Annotated in this window: 12 protein-coding genes; 9 read left to right on the forward strand and 3 right to left on the reverse strand. The window is 73.3% G+C overall.

Annotated elements, in window-relative coordinates; genetic code table 11:
* Positions 1-269 precede the first annotated feature (269 nt).
* From AC4IJH_RS18415 to AC4IJH_RS18435, 5 genes are all read left to right on the forward strand, one after another.
* The gene (locus AC4IJH_RS18415; RefSeq protein WP_490852831.1) at positions 270-770 is read left to right on the forward strand and encodes an SRPBCC family protein; all 501 of its coding nucleotides are present in this window, start codon (positions 270-272) and stop codon (positions 768-770) included.
* Complete coding sequence (locus AC4IJH_RS18420; RefSeq protein ID WP_490852832.1) at positions 770-1,663, forward strand: thiolase family protein; 894 nt, start codon at positions 770-772, stop codon at positions 1,661-1,663. Before AC4IJH_RS18415 ends, AC4IJH_RS18420 begins: the two co-directional genes overlap by 1 nt.
* 233 nt (positions 1,664-1,896) lie before the next feature.
* A complete protein-coding gene (locus AC4IJH_RS18425; RefSeq protein WP_490852833.1) occupies positions 1,897-2,847 on the forward strand; it encodes a diacylglycerol/lipid kinase family protein in 951 nt (316 codons plus the stop codon).
* A 41-nt stretch (positions 2,848-2,888) separates the two neighbouring features.
* Positions 2,889-4,010, forward strand: coding sequence for a ferritin-like domain-containing protein (locus AC4IJH_RS18430; RefSeq protein ID WP_490852834.1), 1,122 nt, complete (start codon positions 2,889-2,891; stop codon positions 4,008-4,010).
* Positions 4,011-4,142: 132 nt separating this feature from the next.
* Positions 4,143-4,262, forward strand: coding sequence for an LPFR motif small protein (locus tag AC4IJH_RS18435; RefSeq protein ID WP_490852835.1), 120 nt, complete (start codon positions 4,143-4,145; stop codon positions 4,260-4,262).
* Between the two features lie 34 nt (positions 4,263-4,296).
* Here AC4IJH_RS18435 and AC4IJH_RS18440 read toward each other — a convergent pair whose 3' ends face one another.
* The gene (locus tag AC4IJH_RS18440) at positions 4,297-5,373 is read right to left on the reverse strand and encodes a cation diffusion facilitator family transporter (RefSeq protein WP_490852836.1); all 1,077 of its coding nucleotides are present in this window, start codon (positions 5,371-5,373) and stop codon (positions 4,297-4,299) included.
* A 633-nt stretch (positions 5,374-6,006) separates the two neighbouring features.
* Here AC4IJH_RS18440 and AC4IJH_RS18445 point away from each other — a divergent pair.
* Positions 6,007-7,104 carry a PP2C family protein-serine/threonine phosphatase gene (locus tag AC4IJH_RS18445; RefSeq protein WP_490852837.1) on the forward strand — a complete coding sequence of 366 codons (1,098 nt, stop codon included), beginning with the start codon at positions 6,007-6,009 and terminating at the stop codon, positions 7,102-7,104.
* Positions 7,105-7,119: 15 nt separating this feature from the next.
* On the opposite strand, the gene AC4IJH_RS18450 is transcribed toward AC4IJH_RS18445, so the two are convergent.
* Positions 7,120-8,502 (reverse strand): SLC13 family permease, encoded by a 1,383-nt coding sequence (locus AC4IJH_RS18450; RefSeq protein ID WP_490852838.1) that lies wholly within the window; start codon positions 8,500-8,502, stop codon positions 7,120-7,122.
* 76 nt (positions 8,503-8,578) lie between these two features.
* Positions 8,579-9,349: an IclR family transcriptional regulator gene (locus AC4IJH_RS18455; protein ID WP_490852839.1), complete on the reverse strand. Its 771-nt coding sequence runs from the start codon at positions 9,347-9,349 to the stop codon at positions 8,579-8,581.
* A gap of 97 nt (positions 9,350-9,446) precedes the next feature.
* Between AC4IJH_RS18455 and AC4IJH_RS18460 the strand changes: the two genes are divergently transcribed.
* From AC4IJH_RS18460 to AC4IJH_RS18470, 3 genes are all read left to right on the forward strand, one after another.
* The gene (locus AC4IJH_RS18460; RefSeq protein WP_490852840.1) at positions 9,447-10,643 is read left to right on the forward strand and encodes a pyridoxal-phosphate-dependent aminotransferase family protein; all 1,197 of its coding nucleotides are present in this window, start codon (positions 9,447-9,449) and stop codon (positions 10,641-10,643) included.
* Positions 10,640-13,561, forward strand: a complete 2,922-nt coding sequence (locus AC4IJH_RS18465; protein ID WP_490852841.1) for an FAD-binding and (Fe-S)-binding domain-containing protein — start codon at positions 10,640-10,642, stop codon at positions 13,559-13,561. The genes AC4IJH_RS18460 and AC4IJH_RS18465 overlap by 4 nt, the downstream gene beginning before the upstream one ends.
* 287 nt (positions 13,562-13,848) lie before the next feature.
* Entirely contained in the window at positions 13,849-15,975 is a 2,127-nt protein-coding gene (locus AC4IJH_RS18470; RefSeq protein ID WP_490852842.1) for a hypothetical protein, read from the forward strand.
* Positions 15,976-16,098: the final 123 nt, after the last annotated feature.

The raw sequence follows: 16,098 nt of genomic DNA on the forward strand, positions 1-16,098 counted from the left end.
TGTCTGGCGGCTTTCCGGCGCCAACCTCCCCGCCCGCACGGCTCCTTGGGCGGCGCCCGCGACCCTGCGGACGGCCCCCGGCGCGCAGCGCGGTGACGACGGTAAACCGCCAGCGTCACGGCGCCGGGCGTGACAGGATCGATCCTTGCCCGACGCTGTCCTTCCGTACGGCACGTATACGCACCGCCCCGTACGGAACCCCCGAGAGGCCGAGTCGCGATGGCACCGATCCCTGAGGTCCCTACGCCCCGCCAGAGCGGGGCGCGGCGATGAAGCGCGGGCGTGGCCGGGCGGCCGGGCGGCGGTGGGCGGTCGAGGAGCGGATCGTGATCGACGCGCCCGCCGAGCGGCTCTACGCCGAGATCGCCGATGTGCGGCGGATGGGACGGTGGAGCCCCGAGTGCCGCGCGGTGTGGGCGCGGCGGCGGCCGTCGGCGGTCGGCGACACGTTCGTGGGCCTCAACCGCAAGGGGCCGTGGGTGTGGTTCACGGTGTGCCGGGTGGTACGCGCCGACGCCGGCCGGGAATTCGCCTTCCGCGTCACCACCTTCGGCCTCCCGGTGGCGATGTGGGGCTACCGCTTCGCCGCCGATGGCAGCGGCACGGTCGTCACCGAGTACTGGGAGGACCTGCGCCGCGGGCGCGGAGCGCGCCGCGCCGAACTGCTGGGCCGCCTGTTCACCGGCACCCGCCCGGCCGACCGCCACCGCGTCAACCGGGCCGGTATGCGCACCACACTCGGCCGGCTCAAGTCGGCCGCCGAGGCGTGATGTTCGACCACGGCGGCCGGGGCGGGAGCGCCCCGCCGGGCGGGCCCGGCACCGCGTGGCGCCCGCACACCGCCGAGGGGCCCGGCGCGCGGTCGGTGGTGGTCGCGGGAGCCCGTACCCCCCTGGGCGGCCCGGGAGGCTCGCTGCGCCCGCCGCCGGTGCCCGAGCTGGGCGCGGTGGCCATCAGGGCGGCGCTGGAGCGCGCCCGGGTGAGCGGTGGCGAGGTGGACCGCGTCCTGATGGGCCACGCCGGGGCCAGGGGCGGTGACGACGGAGCCGTACACCTGGCCGCCGTGCGCGCGGGCCTGCCGCCCGGTGTGCCCTCCCACGCCGTGCGGCGGGTGCCGCCGGGCGGGCTGCACGCCATCGTCGCGGCGGACCGGCTGATCCGGGGCGGCGGCTGCGACATCGTGGTCGCGGGAGGCATGGAGTGCCCGGGCCCGGCCCGCCCGCGCCCCGCGGCCGGTTCCCCGCACGCCTGGGTGCCCGCCTTCTCGCAGGCCGTGCCGCCCGCCGTGGGCGGGGCCGCGGCCGTGGTGGTGATGCGCCGCTCCCTGGCCCAGCAGCGGCAGTTGGAGTGGCTCGCCGAGATCATCGGCCATGGCGTGGTGACCGGCCCGGAGGACGCCCGCTACTGGCTGCCCTCCCTGGCCATCCACCGGGCCCTGGCCCCCTTCCGGCTGCGCGGGCCCACCCTCAACGGCCCCGCCGCCGACGCCTCACTGGCCGCCGTGGTGGCCCGCTCCATGACCAGCCTCTCCGGGGCCCGCATCGTGCTCCACCTCCTGCACACCCTGCACCGCAAGGGCGGCGGCCTGGGCGCCGCCGGAGTGTGCGCGGCGGGCGGCAGGGGAGAGGCCCTGCTGCTGCGCACGGCCGCCTGCAGGCCCTGAGCGGAATCGTCGCGGCCGGTGCACCGCCGTGCCTGAGGGGTGCGGGCCCGTATGGATATGCGGCTCCGCCGCGTGGGCGCGACCAGCCCCACCGGCCCGCGGGGGTACGACGACACGTCCGGCGGAGCACTGAGCGGCGATCTCAGCGGCATCCCAGAACCGGCTGCGAGGGTGAGGGCGTGTACCGCTGTCGGGCGGGACCCGCTCTTCGGCGAGGGAAGAGGGAATGCGACATGCCCGGACACCGATGGGCCCGCACCGGCGTACTCATCGTCAACCCCGTTGCCGGAGGCGCCGGTTCGGAGCTGGCGCGGGAGGTGACCGACGCCTGCCGCGCCCGCGTCGAGGAGCTGGACGTGGTGCGCACACGGTGCCCCGGGCACGCGCGGGAGGCGGCGGCCAGGGCGTACGGCGACGGCGTGGACGTCGTGGTCGTCCTCGGCGGCGACGGCACCACCGGCGAGGCCGCCGAGGGCATCGCCCGCGCCCGGCTGCGCGAGCCGGGAGCCGCCGGGGCCGAGGCCACCGCCGTGCTCAGCCTCCCGGCGGGCACCGGCAATTCCTTCTACCGCGAGATCTGGTCGGACCGCCCCTGGCGGTCCGCGCTGGCCGCGGCCCTGGCCGGGCCCCGCCCGCGGGTGCGCGGGATCGACCTGGCCCGGATCGTGGAGAGGGACACCCTGGTCCTGCTCGGCGCCTGCTCGGGACTGGTCGCCGAGGCCCTGGCAACGGCAGCCCTGCTGACCGGAGTCGAGGGCAGGGAACGCTACCGGCGGGCGGTGGCGCTCACACTCCGGTCGTTCGCGCCCTACCCGGGCAGGGTGACCGTGGACGGCGTACGCGTCCACGAGGGCCCCGCCGTCCTCGCCAACGTCGGCGGCGGGCGCTACCGCGGCGGAGGGTTCGAGGTCCTGCCGCGCTCCGTCCTCGACGACGGCCTGCTGGACGTCTGCGTCGTCGGCGGCGAGGCGGACCTGGCCACCCTGCCGGGCCTGACCGCCGAGGGCCGCCACCTCCATCTCCCCGGCACCGTCTACGCACGGGGCCGCCGCATCGTCCTGGAACGCACCGACGGCCGCCCGCTGACCTTCGAGCACGACGGTGAGCTGCCCGGCGGCCCGGCCGAGAGCTACACCCTGGAAGTACTGCCCGACCTCCTGCCCGTCCTCGCGCCACGGACGTGACCCGCGGCCCGGGGCCAGGCGCCGAGAGCAAAGGACCGCACATGAGCGACGCCGGCGCCCCCAACGGGGCCGCGGTACCCGACACCCCTTCGACCACCGCGAGCTGGACCTTTCCCACGGCCGGCGACACCCACTTCAGCTGGGAGTACGACACGGGCCGCGAACGGCTGCTGAGCCTGTACCAAAAGGGCAAGGACAAGCAGTGGGACAGCACCAAGCGCATCGACTGGTCCCTGGAGGTCGACCCGTACGACGTGCTGGGCACGCCCGAGAACACCCTGGCCCTGTACGGCTCCCGGCAGTACGCCAAACTCGGCACGGCCGAACGCCGGGAGATGCGCCGGCACATGGCCGCCTGGGAGTTCAGCCAGTTCCTGCACGGCGAGCAGGGCGCCATGATCTGCTCGGCGCGCATCGTGCAGTCCGTACCGGACATCGACGCCAAGTTCTACGCGGCCACCCAGGTCATGGACGAGGCCCGGCACGCCGAGGTCTTCGCCCGCTTCGTCGGCGAGAAGATCGGACTGGACTACCCCATCAACCCTCACCTGAAGTCCCTGTTGGAGGACGCCCTGAACGACTCCCGCTGGGATCTGCCCTACCTGGGCATGCAGGTGCTCATCGAGGGCCTGGCGCTGGCCGCGTTCGGCATCCTGCGCGACCGCACCGACAAGCCGCTGCCCCAGCAGATCCTCGCCTACGTCATGCAGGACGAGGCCCGTCATGTGGCGTTCGGCAGGATGGCGCTGCGCGACTACTACGCCCAGCTCTCCAGTCGCGAGATCGCCGAGCGCGAGGAGTTCGTCATCCAGGGCTGCCATCTGATGCGGGACCGCTTCCGTATGCAGGAGGTCTGGGAGCGCCTGGGCTTCGACATGGACGAGTGCATGCGGTACATGAACCGCGGGCCGCGCATGCGGGCCTTCCGCTCGCTGCTGTTCGCCCGCATCGTGCCGTGCGTGAAGGACATCGGGCTGTGGAGCCCGGCCGTGCGCCAGGCCTACGACGACATGGGCGTCCTGGACATGGCCAAGGGCGATCTGCTCAAGCTGATGGCCGCCGACGAGCGCCGGGCCGACGAACTGGACCGCGAGCGCTGCGAGCTGAGCGCCCGGGTCGCCGAGGTCCAGGAGACGATCGGGCTGGGCGCCGCGGCGGTGTGAGCGCGGCGCCCGAGGCCGGGCCGGGGTTTTCCGGCGGGCCGCCGGGCTACTCGCCGTAAGCGGCCACCGCACACCGCGGCGGCCACCGCCGGCGGGCCGCCCCGGGCCCGCGCCCCGTTCCCTGGAGCCTTCATGTTCCGTGCCCTGGCCGATGTCCTGCGCACCATAGGCAGCACCCTCGCGGCCGTCGTCACCCTGCCGTTCCGTGCCCTGGCCCGCCTCTTCGGCGGGGCCTCCCGCTCGCGGCGCTGACCGTATCGCCGCCCGCCGTAGAGTGGCCCGTCCATCAGTGCGTGCCCGCGGCCTCCCCGTTGCCCGGGCACGCCTGCTCCAGATCCCTGCGCAGGTCACGGGCCCGGCGCCGGTCGCCGGCCGAGGCGCGGGTGATGTCCAGAAAGATCTGGTCGATCACCGGCCACGTGTCCGACACCGCCCGCTTGATGCGTACCGACGCCTCCTCGACCCGCGCGCTGTCCAGGCCCGCCTCCAGGTCGATACGGGCGGCCAGCAGCGTCGAGGCCGTGCCCAGCCGCATCGTGGACAGCGCCGTCACCGCGTCGATCTCCGGCTGCACGGACAGGAAGTCCAGTACCTCGCGCCGCAGTTGAGGGTCGGCGGCCTCGCCGATGAGGTGGTCCCGGGACCGGGCCGCCAGCCGGTAGGCGACACAGACCAGCAGGACGGCGATGCCCAGTGACGCCCAGCCCTCCCACGAGCGCGCGCCGGTGGCGTGGTGCAGGCCGACCCCGCCGAGCGCCAGCAGCACACCCAGTACGGCGGTGCTGTCCTCGGCCACCACAGTACGCAGCGAGGGGTCGGCCTCCCGGCGCAGATAGCGCACGGCGCCCAGGCCACGCTCCCGGGCCTGTCCGCGTACCTGCACCAGGGCCTTGATGAGCGAGGCGCCCTCGAACACGAACGCCGCGCCCAGCACGAGCAGGGGGACGACATACCCCTGCGGGGCCGAACTCCCGCCCTCGCGCAGCGCCTGGACGCCTTGGTAGAAGGAGAAACAGCCGCCGGTCACGAAGATGCCGACGGCGGCCAGCAGCGTCCAGAAGAACCGTTCCTTGCCGTAGCCGAAGGGGTGGGCGGCGTCCGGCGCGCGCCTGCTGCGCTTGAGCGCGGCCAGCAGGAAGACCTCGTTGAGGCTGTCGGCGACGGAGTGGGCGGCCTCGGAGAGCAGCGCGGGCGAGCCGGTGACGATCCCGCCCGCCGCCTTGGCCAGGGCGATCGCGGCGTTGGCGGCGAGCGCCACCAGCACCGTGGAGCGGGTACGGCGGTCCGCGGGACGGCTGTCGGGCGGGCGCTCACCCTCGGGCGGGGCGTCGTGGCGGCGCGGGGCGGGCGGTACCTGGGGCATCCGCACCAGGTACCCGCGCCCGGCCACGACAAGCGCCTGCCGGCCCTGCGCAGCGGCGCGTCGGCGCACCGGGGCGCGCCGAGGAGCGAGGGCCGGCGCCCTCGCGCGCCCGCTCAGCTCGGGTGGGCGTCCCGGTCCTCCCACAGCGCCCGGCGCAGCGCGTAGGCGTCCGCCATGCTCGCCCGCGCGGCGAAGGTCCGTAAAAACGCGTCCACGGCCCGGTCGTCCCCGCGGCGCGCGGAGGCGACGATGCGGGAGATGAGGACCGGAGTGGAGGGCAGCGTGCCCCTGCACTCATCCATGCCAGGGACCCTAACCGCCACCCTGCACGGCTGAGGAGCGTTTCCGCGCCATTTCCCGCCCGGCGAACGGCGGCGCGCCGCCGTACCGCCCGCCGCCTGCGCATCCGCCGTCGCACCGGCAGCGACAGACGCGCGGTGGCATGTGCAGAGTGCCAGGCCACTGGGCATATCCCTGACAGCGTGCAGCGAGTGTCATTGACGATCCGCAGCAGTCGCCGCCGTGATCTGTGCCGGTCATTTCCGTATGCGTTGCCGACAGCCGGCGCAGGCGGGCTGCGTGGCTGGTAGGAGTGGATGGACCTGTCATGACCGTAGAGCGACAGGAGGGCCCATGCGTCCGGCTCGTACCACCGGGTGGCTGGCGCTCGCGCTGGCCGCGGGAGCGGCCGTCGCCGTCACCGGCCTGGCGCTGAAGGAGAGCACCGCCGTGGCCGGACTGCTGCTCATCTGCCCGCTGCTGGCCGCCACCCGCCTGGACGGCGCGCGCACCGCAGCGGTGTGCTGCTACGCCGTCCTGCTCGCGGTCCTTTTGGGCCTGCACACCCACGGCTACCGGGGATACGCCGACCCCGAAGCGCTGCTGCGGCCTGCCGTACTCGTCCTCGGCGGAGCGTACGCCACCTGGACGGCCCGCCAACGCACCACGGGCGACCACCAGTTGACCGAGGTGGCCACGGCGGCCCAGCGCGCCATCCTGCACCCCGTCTCCTTCCGCATAGCGGGCGTCTCGGTGTGCGCCCGCTACCGCTCCGCCGCCCCGCAGGCCTTCATCGGCGGTGACCTGTACGCCTTCGCCAACACCCCGACGGGGCTGCGCATGCTCATCGGCGATGTGCGCGGCAAGGGGCTGGACGCCGTACGGCTGTCCGCGGAGGCCATCCGGCTGTTCCGCGACTGCGCCTACACCCAGCCCGACCTGCCCTCGGTGGTGCGGGCCACCGACGAGCGGCTGGCCACGGAGCTGGAGGAGGAGGACTTCATCACCGCGCTGTTCGCCGAGTTCGCCCCCGGCTGCGTACGCCTCGCCAACTGCGGCCACCACCCGCCGCTCCACCTGCCCCTCGCGGGCCCGCCGCGCCTGCTCGCGCCGCCCGTGCCCACCACCCCGCTGGGCCTGCGCCCCGCCCCCGACGTCCAGGAGAGCGACCTGGCCCCCGGCGACCGGCTGGTGTTCTACACCGACGGGCTGGCCGAGGCCCGCAACCGCCGCGGCAGCATGTTCGACCTCGGCCTCCTCCAACTGCTGTGCGCCCGCGGCAGGTTGGACGCCGCTGCCGACGCGGTGCTGACCACCCTGACCCGGCACACCGGAGGGGCCCTCAACGACGACATCGCCCTGATCCTGGTGGAGGCCGACCGTATGCTGCGCCCGCAGCGGCCCCGTTCCCCCGTCTCCCAGGACAGACGGCCGCCCATCGGCCGCAGATGATCCGGCCCGCCCCCGTCACCAGCCGGGCAGCACGAAGACCGCCCACGTCACCACGGGCGCGCCCGGCACGATCACCAGCCCCCACAGCGCCAGCTGCCTGAAGACCCGCTCCCGGTCGGTGTCCGGCGCGTTGGCCGTCACCAGTGCCCCGCTCGTGGAGAACGGCGAGGCGTCCGCGACCGAAGCGCAGATCGCCAGCGCGATGACCAGGGCCACCGCACCCACCTCGCCGCCCAGCAGGAAGGGCACGGCCAGCGGGATGAGCGCCCCGAGGATGCCCGTGGTCGAGGCGAACGCGGAGACCACCGCCGCCAGCAGACAGATCAGCAGCGCCCCCAGCAGCGCGGACGGGATCGCGGCCACCCCCTCGCCGAGAGCGTCGATGGTGCCCATCCGCTCCAGCAGCCCGACGTAGGTGACGATGCCGCAGACCAGCAGCACCGTCGGCCAGGCACACCGCTCCACCGCGCCCTTCGCCGAGCGCGGCGAGACCAGCGAGAGCGCCGTGGCCACCCCCAGCGCCGTCACACCGACGTCCAGGCGCAGGAAGAGCACCCCGGCCACCAGGGCCAGCAGGCCCAGGAGCGTACAGACGCGGGCGGTGTCCAGCGGGACGGCCACCGGGGGAGCGGCGTGCCCGGGCTGTACGGCATCGTGCACGGCGGCCGGACTCCCGGCCCCGCCGGCGGCCGGGCCGGTGGCCTCCCGTACCGCGCCGGCGCGCACATCGGCCCGGTGCACCGCCAGCGGCTCCCCCTCGCCGCCCGCCGCGGACGCCGTCGGCAGTCGCCGCCCCTTCAGCCGCCTGCCGCCGAAGAGGAAGAAGGCGACCAGGCACAAGGCCACGTTGAAGAGGAACGAGCACACGAACAACAGGCCCGGATCCGTGGGGAGTTCATTGCGCCGCAGCACACCGTTGGTGATGGTGCCGAAGACGCCGAGCGGTGAGAAGCCGCCCGCGCTGGCCCCGTTGACCACCATCAGGCCCATGAGCGTGGGGTGGATCGCATACCGCCGGGCCAGGCTCATGCCGATGGGGGCGACGATGGCCACGGCCGCGGGCACCACCGCGCCCATCGCCGTGAGCAGGGCCGTGATCAGGAACATCACCCACGGGACGGGGGCCACCCGCCCCCGGGCGGCCCGGGTGGCCTGCTGCACCAGCCAGTCCACGGTGCCGTTCCTCTCGGCCATCGCGAACAGCAGCGTCACCCCGACCAGCACCACGAACAGATCCCCGGGAAAGCCGCCGAAGACACCGTCCGCCGACTCCCCGGCGACGGTGGTGCCCACGGCGAACGCCGCCACGATGGCCAGCGCGCCCAGGTGTACGGGAAAGGCCGTGCCCAGGGCGAAGACCGCGACGAGCGCGCCGATGGCGATGACGTGATCCGACACGAGTCTTCCCCGCCTCAGTCCGTTGGTGCCCGCATCTGCGTGAGCGGGTCCGAAGTCTCCGGCCCACTCGTCGCGCTCAGCCGCCCGCGCCCGGCCCCGCTCCCCGCGCGTGCCCCAGCGCGGCGCCCAGCGTCTTGGCCGCCTCGCCGACCAGCGCGCCCAGCACCGCGCGCGACTGTTCGGTCATCCGGCTGCTGGGCACATTGATGCTGATGCTGGCGACGACGCGCCCCGCGGCGCCGGGCACGGCACAGGCCACCGCGCTGACATCGCTGCGCCACTCGCCGTCGTTGGTGGCATACCCGCGCTCGCGGATCGCGGCGAGCTCGTCCAGTAGGCGCCCGGGATCGGTGATCGTGGTGCCGGTGAAGCCGGGCAGCCGTCCGGCGATCTGCCGCCGCACGTCCGCCTCGGGCCACGCGGCCAGTACCGCCTTGCCGTTCGCCGAGGCGTGCAGGGGCAGTTGGATGCCCAGCGGCAGGATGATCCGTACGGCCTGGGAGGTCTCCAGGCGCTCGATGAGCACCACCTTGTCGCCCTCGGGCACGGCCAGGTGCACCGTCTCGTCCGTACGCCGCCGCAGCTCTTCCATGACCGGCACCGCCACATCGCGCAGGCTCAGCTCGCCCGTGGCGTGCCGCCCGACGTACAGCGCCTTGGTGCTGATCATCCAGCGGGTGCCCTCGCCGGCGGCCGGGAGGATCCAGCCCGCCGTGTGCAGGGTGCGCAGCGCGCGCTGCACGGTGCTCTTGGGCGCCTCCATCGCACGGGCCAGTTCGGCGACCCCGATGGGCTGCCGGGTGGCGACCTCCTCCAGGACCCGCAAGGCCGTCAGGACGCTCTGCATCCGTTGACTCCTCCCTGGAGGGCGCCTACGCTCCACTGTGCCACAGGACGGTACTGCGTGCCGTAACACGGCACAAGGCCAAGGGAGTTGAACCCTGGTGCCCCATCGATCCGGCCGCCACTTCCTGCAGATCCCCGGCCCGACCAACGTCCCCGACCGGGTGCTGCGCGCCATGTCGGCACCCACCATCGACCACCGCGGGCCCGAATTCGCCGCCCTGACACGGCAGGTGCTCGACGGCCTCAAGCCGGTGTTCGGCACCCGGGGCCCCGTCGTCACCTTCCCGGCCTCCGGCACCGGCGCCTGGGAGGCCGCGCTGGTCAACACCCTGAGCCCCGCGGACCGGGTGCTCTGCTTCGAGACCGGCCACTTCGCCACCCTGTGGCAGCGCATGGCGCTCGGCCTCGGCCTGGACGTCGACTTCGTGCCCGGCGACTGGCGGCACGGCGTGGACCCCCAACTCCTGTTCCGCAAACTGGAGTCGGACACCACACACGCCGTCAAGGCCGTCTGCGTGGTGCACAACGAGACCTCCACCGGCGTTACCAGCCGCCTGCCCGAGATCCGACGCGCCATCGACGCGGCGGGCCACCCCGCGCTGCTGCTGGTGGACACCGTCTCCTCGCTCGGCTCGATCGACTACCGGCACGAGCAGTGGAAGGTCGACGTCACCGTCGCCGGGTCGCAGAAAGGCCTGATGCTGCCGCCGGGACTGGGCTTCAACGCGGTCAGCGACAAGGCCCTGGGCGCCTACCACTGCGCGACACTGCCCAAGGCGTACTGGGACTGGGGGCCGGTCATCGCCGCCAACGAGGACGGCCACTTCCCCTCCACCCCGGCCACCCACCTGCTCTACGGGCTCCAGGAGGCGCTGCGGATGCTCGCCGAGGAGGGGCTGCCCGCCGTCTTCGCCCGGCACGCCCGGCACGCCGAGGCCACCCGAACCGCCGTACGCCACTGGGGACTTGAAGTGCTGTGCGCCGACGAGCGGGAGCACTCCGGCTCGCTGACCGCCGTTCTCGTGCCCGACGGGCAGGACGCCGACGCGGTGCGCGCCGCCGTCCTGGAACGCTTCGACATGTCGCTGGGCGCCGGGCTCGGCAGGCTCGCCGGGCGCGTCTTCCGCATCGGCCACCTGGGCCACTTCAACGACCTCATGCTGGCCGGCACCCTCGCGGGCGTCCAGATGGGGCTCCAGCTCGCGGGCGTCCCCATCGACCCCGGCGGGCTGGGCGCCGCCCTGGACGTCCTGCGGCCCGAGCCCGCCACCACACCCGCGGGAGAGCGGATATGACCGCGAACGCCACCGAGGCGGGTGGCGGCCTCGCCCGCCACCTCGCACGCGAACTTGACGGCGAGGTCCGCGACGACGACTACACCCGCCACCTCTACTCCCGCGACGCGAGCATGTACGCGATCACCCCGCTGGCCGTCGCCTTCCCGCGGCACGCCGGGGATGTCGCGGCCGCGGTCACGGTGGCCGCGGAGCACGGCGTCCCGCTCCTCCCGCGCGGCGCCGGCACCAGCCTGGCCGGACAGACCGTCGGCCCAGGCCTGGTCCTGGACCTCTCCCGCCACCTGCACCGCATCCTCGAACTCCACCCCGGGGGCCGGACCGCCCTGGTCGAGACGGGCGTCGTACAGGAACAGCTCAACCGGGCCGCCGCCCCGCACGGCCTGATGTTCGGCCCGGACACCTCCACCGCCAACCGCGCCACCATCGGCGGAATGATCGGCAACAACTCCGCGGGCAGCGGATCGATCCGCTACGGCATGACCATCGACCACATCCGCGCCCTGGACGTGGTCCTCGCCGACGGCAGCGCCACCCGCCTGGAGGAGGTCACGGAGGACGAGCGCCTGCGCCGCGCCGCCCTGCCCGGCCTCGAAGGCCGCATCCACCGCGAACTGCCCCGTATCGTGCGGCACAACGCCACCGCCATCCAGGAGGGCTTCCCGCTCCACTGGCGCCGCTCCGGCGGCTACCGCCTGGACCGGCTCGCCCGCCCCGGTACCCCCTTCGACCCGGCGAAGTTCGTGGTCGGCTCCGAGGGCACCCTCGTGGTGGCCACCCGCGCCCTGGTCGACCTGGTGCCCCGGCCGCGCCGCACCGCCATCGCGGTGGGCCACTTCACCTCGGTGGCCGCCGCGATCGAGGCCACCACCGACGCCCTGGCCTGCGACCCGGCCGCCGTCGAGCTGATGGACCGGATGATCCTCGACCTGTCCCGCCGCAAGATCGCCTACGCCTCGCTCGGCGGCCTGCTGACCGGCGACCCCGAGGCCCTCCTGTTCGTCTCCTTCACCGGCGAGGAGGAGGACGAACTCGACACCAGACTCTGGCAGTTGACCTCCCTGTGGAAGCGCCACGGGCACGGCTACCACACGCTGCGGGCGGACACCCCCGAGCGGATCGGCCCCCTGCTGGCCGTACGCAAAGCAGGCCTCGGCCTGTTGATGGCATCCGGGCACGGCACCCGCCGCCCGCTCGCCTTCGTCGAGGACACCGCCGTCGACCCGGCTCAACTCGCCCCGTACACCCGCCGCTTCCAGCAGGTGCTGGACAAGTACGGCATGACGGCGGGCTTCTACGGCCACTGCTCGGTGGGCTGTCTGCACATCCGCCCCTTCGTGGACCTCGCCGACCCCGCCCAGGTCCGTGCCATGCGCGCGGTCGCCGAAGAGATCAAGGACCTGGTCGCCGAGTACGGCGGCGTCAACTCCAGCGAGCACGGCGACGGCCTGGCCCGCAGCGAGTTCAACCGGCAGATCTTCGGCGACGCGCTGTACGAGGCCATGCGCCAGGTCAAGCACACCTTCGACCCGGACAACCGGCTCAACCCGGGGAAGATCGTGGACAGCCCGGCGATGACCGACCACCTCAAGGACGCCGTGCCCGCCACCGCCCCCGAGCCGCGCACCCACCTCTCCTTCGAGGTCGTCGGCGGGATGCGCGCCGCCGCCGACCGCTGCATGAACATCGGCCTGTGCCGCAAGACCGGCAGCGGCGTGATGTGCCCCTCCTACATGGCCACCCGCGAGGAGGAGCACTCCACCCGCGGCCGGGCCGGTGCCCTGGTCAAAGCACTCTCGGAGCCCGACCCGCGGGCGGCGCTCGGCGATGCCCGGCTGCGCGAGATCCTCGATCTGTGCCTGATGTGCAAGGCCTGCAAGAGCGAGTGCCCGCTGGGCGTGGACATGGCCGCACTCAAGAGCGAGACCCTCGCCCAGCAGCACGAGACGGACGGAGTGCCGCGGCGCTCCAGGGCCTTCGGCGCGATCCGGCGGCTCAACCGCCTCGGCGCCGCCACCGCCCCCGTGTCCAATTTGGCGGCCCGCAGCCGCCCGCTGCGCCGCCTGCTGGAACGGCACCTGGGCATCACCGAGCACCGCCCGCTGCCGGAATTCGAACGCGACCACCTCATCCGGTGGTTCCGGCGCCACACCCCACCGCCCGCCACCGGCTCCCAGGGCCAGGTCACCTTCCTCGCGGACTCCTTCACCACCTACACCGAACCGGCCGTCGGCCGCGCCGCCATCGAACTGCTGGAGCACGCCGGATGGCGGGTACGGCTGGCCCACGACGGCTGCTGCGGCCGCGCCGACATCTCCAAAGGGCTGCTCAAGGACGCCCAGGACAAGGCGTTCAAGCTCGCCCACCGCCTGTGCGAGACCACCGAACCCAGCTCCCCGGTCGTCGGCTGCGAACCCTCCTGCCTGATGACCCTGCGCGATGAGCACCCCGCCCTGCTGCCGCACGACTCGGCCGTACGGGACATCGCCGGCCGGGTGCGCCAGATCGAAGAACTGCTCACCGAAGCCGTCGACGAGGGGCGGCTGCGGCTGCGCGAGGACTCCTGGCCGGCCGGACGCCGCCTGCTCTACCACGGCCACTGCCACCAGAAGGCGGAGGTCGGCACCGCGGCCACCCTGGCGCTGCTGCGCCGCATACCGGGCGCCACGGTCGAGGAGGTGGACGCCGGGTGCTGCGGGATGGCCGGGTCCTTCGGCTTCGAGAGCGAGCACTACGACCTGTCCATGGCCATCGGCGGCGAGCGGCTCTTCCCCGCCGTCGGCGCCGAACCCGATACGACCGTGGTGGTGGCCGGCGGCGTCTCCTGCCGTCAGCAGATCCTGCACGGCACCCGGCGCACCGCCTGGCACCCCGTCCAGCTCGTCCGCGAAGCCCTCGGGAAGGGAACACCCGCATGAACTCCGCGTATCCGTGCACGGCAATGTCGACATTCGAGCCCGTCCGGGCAGGTGGCTGATTCGGTACCCCGGTGCGGAATCCGTCGCTGGTGAGCGCGGTGCCCCCGGCACGCCACCGATGGATTTCCGCCAGGTTTCACACTGCTCCCCTGTAGTTCACAAATCACCCATCACCATGTGTCACTACGACGTGCAGGGTGCGGGGGAGGAAACATCTGCGCCGAGCGGCGTCGGGAACAGGTGCGCCAGGAGAGGCCGGCGCGCCCTCTCGTGGGAGGGAAGAACAGATGAGGCGCTCGGCAAGACTGGGAGCGATTCCGGCAGCAGCCCTGCTGGTGTCGCTCGCCGTGCCCGTGTCCACAGCGGCCGAGGCACCGGCCCCGCGCATCGATCTCAAAGTGCTGGTGGTGAACGACGGCGGGCCCGCCACCGCGGCGATCGCCGCCGAACTGGCCGGCGCGGGAACGCCGTACACCACCGTCGATCTGACGCGCACCGACCGACCGGTGATCAACGCGGCGTTCCTGGCCGACACCGTCAGCGGACGGCCGCGCGCCAAGTACCAGGCCGTCGTACTGCCCAACGACAACCCCTTCGGGGCGGGCTCGGCGGAGATGGCGGCGCTGGCGGCGTACGAGAAGAGCTACGGCATCCCGCAGGTGGACGCCTACACCTACGCCCGGCCCGACGTGGGCCTGGAGCCCACCACCAACGGCGGGTACAGCGGATCGCTGGACGGCACCAAGGCCGCGGTGACCGCGGCAGGAAAGGCGGGACCCTTCGGCTATCTCGAAGGCGAGCTGCCCTTCGAGGACAACTCGCCCTCCGTACCGGAGAGTTACGCCCATGTGGCCAGACCGGTGGCCGGTGCGGACTTCACCAGCTACGTGGACGCGCCCGTCCCCGGCACCGCCAACCGCGGCTCACTGGTGGGGGAGTACCGCCACGACGGGCGCCGCGAACTGGTCGTCACCTTCGTCTACAACCAGCACCAGCAGCAGTTCCGGCTGCTGGCCCGCGGCATCGTGAGCTGGCTGACCCAGGGCGTCCAGCTCGGCGCCGACCACAACTACTTCGCGGTGCACATCGACGATGTCTTCATGGCCGACGACCGCTGGAACAGCGAGCTGAACTGCACCCCCGGCGACGTGGACTGCCCCGGCCAGGGCGAGGGCGACCCGATCCGGATGACCGCCGCCGACGCCCAGTACGCCGACCAGTGGTCCAAGTCCAAGGGCTTCACCATGGACATGGTCTTCAACGGCGGCGGCAGCGAGCTCTACAAGCAGGAGCACGGCGGCCAGGACCCGCTCACCGACCGGCTGGCCGCCGACAAGAGCACCTACCGCTGGGTCAACCACACCTACAACCACCCCTTCCTGGGCTGCGTGCAGGACGTGAGCACGGTCCCGTGGCAGTGCGCCAAGAACGCCGACGGCAGCACCCGCTACGTCACCCGGGCCGAGATCGCCGCGCAGATCGCCGACAATCGCACCTGGGCCCAGCGCGCCGGACTGCCGCTGAACACCGGCGAGTTGGTCACCGGTGAGCACTCCGGACTGCGCAGGCTGCCGCAGCAGCCGGACGACAACCCCAACCTGGGGCCCGCCCTGCGCGACAACGGCGTCTCATGGCTCGCCTCGGACCGCTCCCGCGAGAGCGCCCAGCGCCCCGTCGGCCCCGCGCTGACCGTGCCCCGGCACCCGATGAACATCTTCTACAACGTGGGCCGGACCGCCGAGGAGGTCGACGAGTACAACTGGATCTACACCCGCAAGGCCGACGGCGGCAGCGGGCTGTGCGAGACCGCGGGCAACTCCACCTGCCTGGACGCGCCCCTGGACACCACCACCGGCTACACGGACTACATCGTGCCGCTGGAGACGCGGATAGCGCTTGGCCACGTCCTGGCCAACGACCCGCTGCCGCACTACATCCACCAGTCCAACCTCGCCGAGGACCGGATCGCCTACCCCGTGATGGACCGGATCCTGGACACCTACAACGCGCTGCACGCCGCCGACACCCCGCTGGTCAACCTGCGCCAGAAGGACATCGGCGTCGAACTGCGCAACCGCGCCGCCTGGAGCACCGCGGTCAAGAACGGCCGGGTGAGCGCCTACCGCATCGGCAACGCCGTCACCGTCCAGGCCCCCGCAGGGGTACGCGCCACCGCCACGATGCCCACCGGCACCCGCCAGAACCTGCTGATCGGCACCGCGCCCTTCGGCACCGCCTACGCCGGCGCCACCTCCGGCTGGGTCGCCCCCGGCTCGTTCCAGGACCGCATCAGCCTCACCCTCCCGGCCGCCGCCACCGCCGCCACCGCCCCCACGGACACCACGGCCCCCGACCCCGTCCAGTCCCCGGCCCCGACCATGCCCCAGCCCGAGGCACTGCGCCGCACCGGCTGAGGTGAGCCCCGAAAGGGGCGCGGGGAACTGCGTGGCCGGCCCTCACCGGCCCGCAAAGAGGTGCGTAAACGAACGACCCGGTGGGGGGGGGGGGGGGGGGGGGGGGGGGGGGGGGGGGGGGGG

This window comes from Streptomyces sp. UF-297, from assembly GCF_058245575.1.

Excerpts from the sequence above, each read along its gene's own strand:
- AC4IJH_RS18465 (WP_490852841.1), top strand. The coding sequence starts at position 10,640 with ATGACCGCGAACGCCACCGAGGCGGGTGGCGGCCTCGCCCGCCACCTC.
- AC4IJH_RS18455 (WP_490852839.1), bottom strand. The coding sequence starts at position 9,349 with ATGCAGAGCGTCCTGACGGCCTTGCGGGTCCTGGAGGAGGTCGCCACC.
- AC4IJH_RS18470 (WP_490852842.1), top strand. The coding sequence starts at position 13,849 with ATGAGGCGCTCGGCAAGACTGGGAGCGATTCCGGCAGCAGCCCTGCTG.
- AC4IJH_RS18440 (WP_490852836.1), bottom strand. The coding sequence starts at position 5,373 with ATGCCCCAGGTACCGCCCGCCCCGCGCCGCCACGACGCCCCGCCCGAG.
- AC4IJH_RS18420 (WP_490852832.1), top strand. The coding sequence starts at position 770 with ATGTTCGACCACGGCGGCCGGGGCGGGAGCGCCCCGCCGGGCGGGCCC.
- AC4IJH_RS18425 (WP_490852833.1), top strand. The coding sequence starts at position 1,897 with ATGCCCGGACACCGATGGGCCCGCACCGGCGTACTCATCGTCAACCCC.
- AC4IJH_RS18430 (WP_490852834.1), top strand. The coding sequence starts at position 2,889 with ATGAGCGACGCCGGCGCCCCCAACGGGGCCGCGGTACCCGACACCCCT.
- AC4IJH_RS18445 (WP_490852837.1), top strand. The coding sequence starts at position 6,007 with ATGCGTCCGGCTCGTACCACCGGGTGGCTGGCGCTCGCGCTGGCCGCG.
- AC4IJH_RS18415 (WP_490852831.1), top strand. The coding sequence starts at position 270 with ATGAAGCGCGGGCGTGGCCGGGCGGCCGGGCGGCGGTGGGCGGTCGAG.
- AC4IJH_RS18435 (WP_490852835.1), top strand. The coding sequence starts at position 4,143 with ATGTTCCGTGCCCTGGCCGATGTCCTGCGCACCATAGGCAGCACCCTC.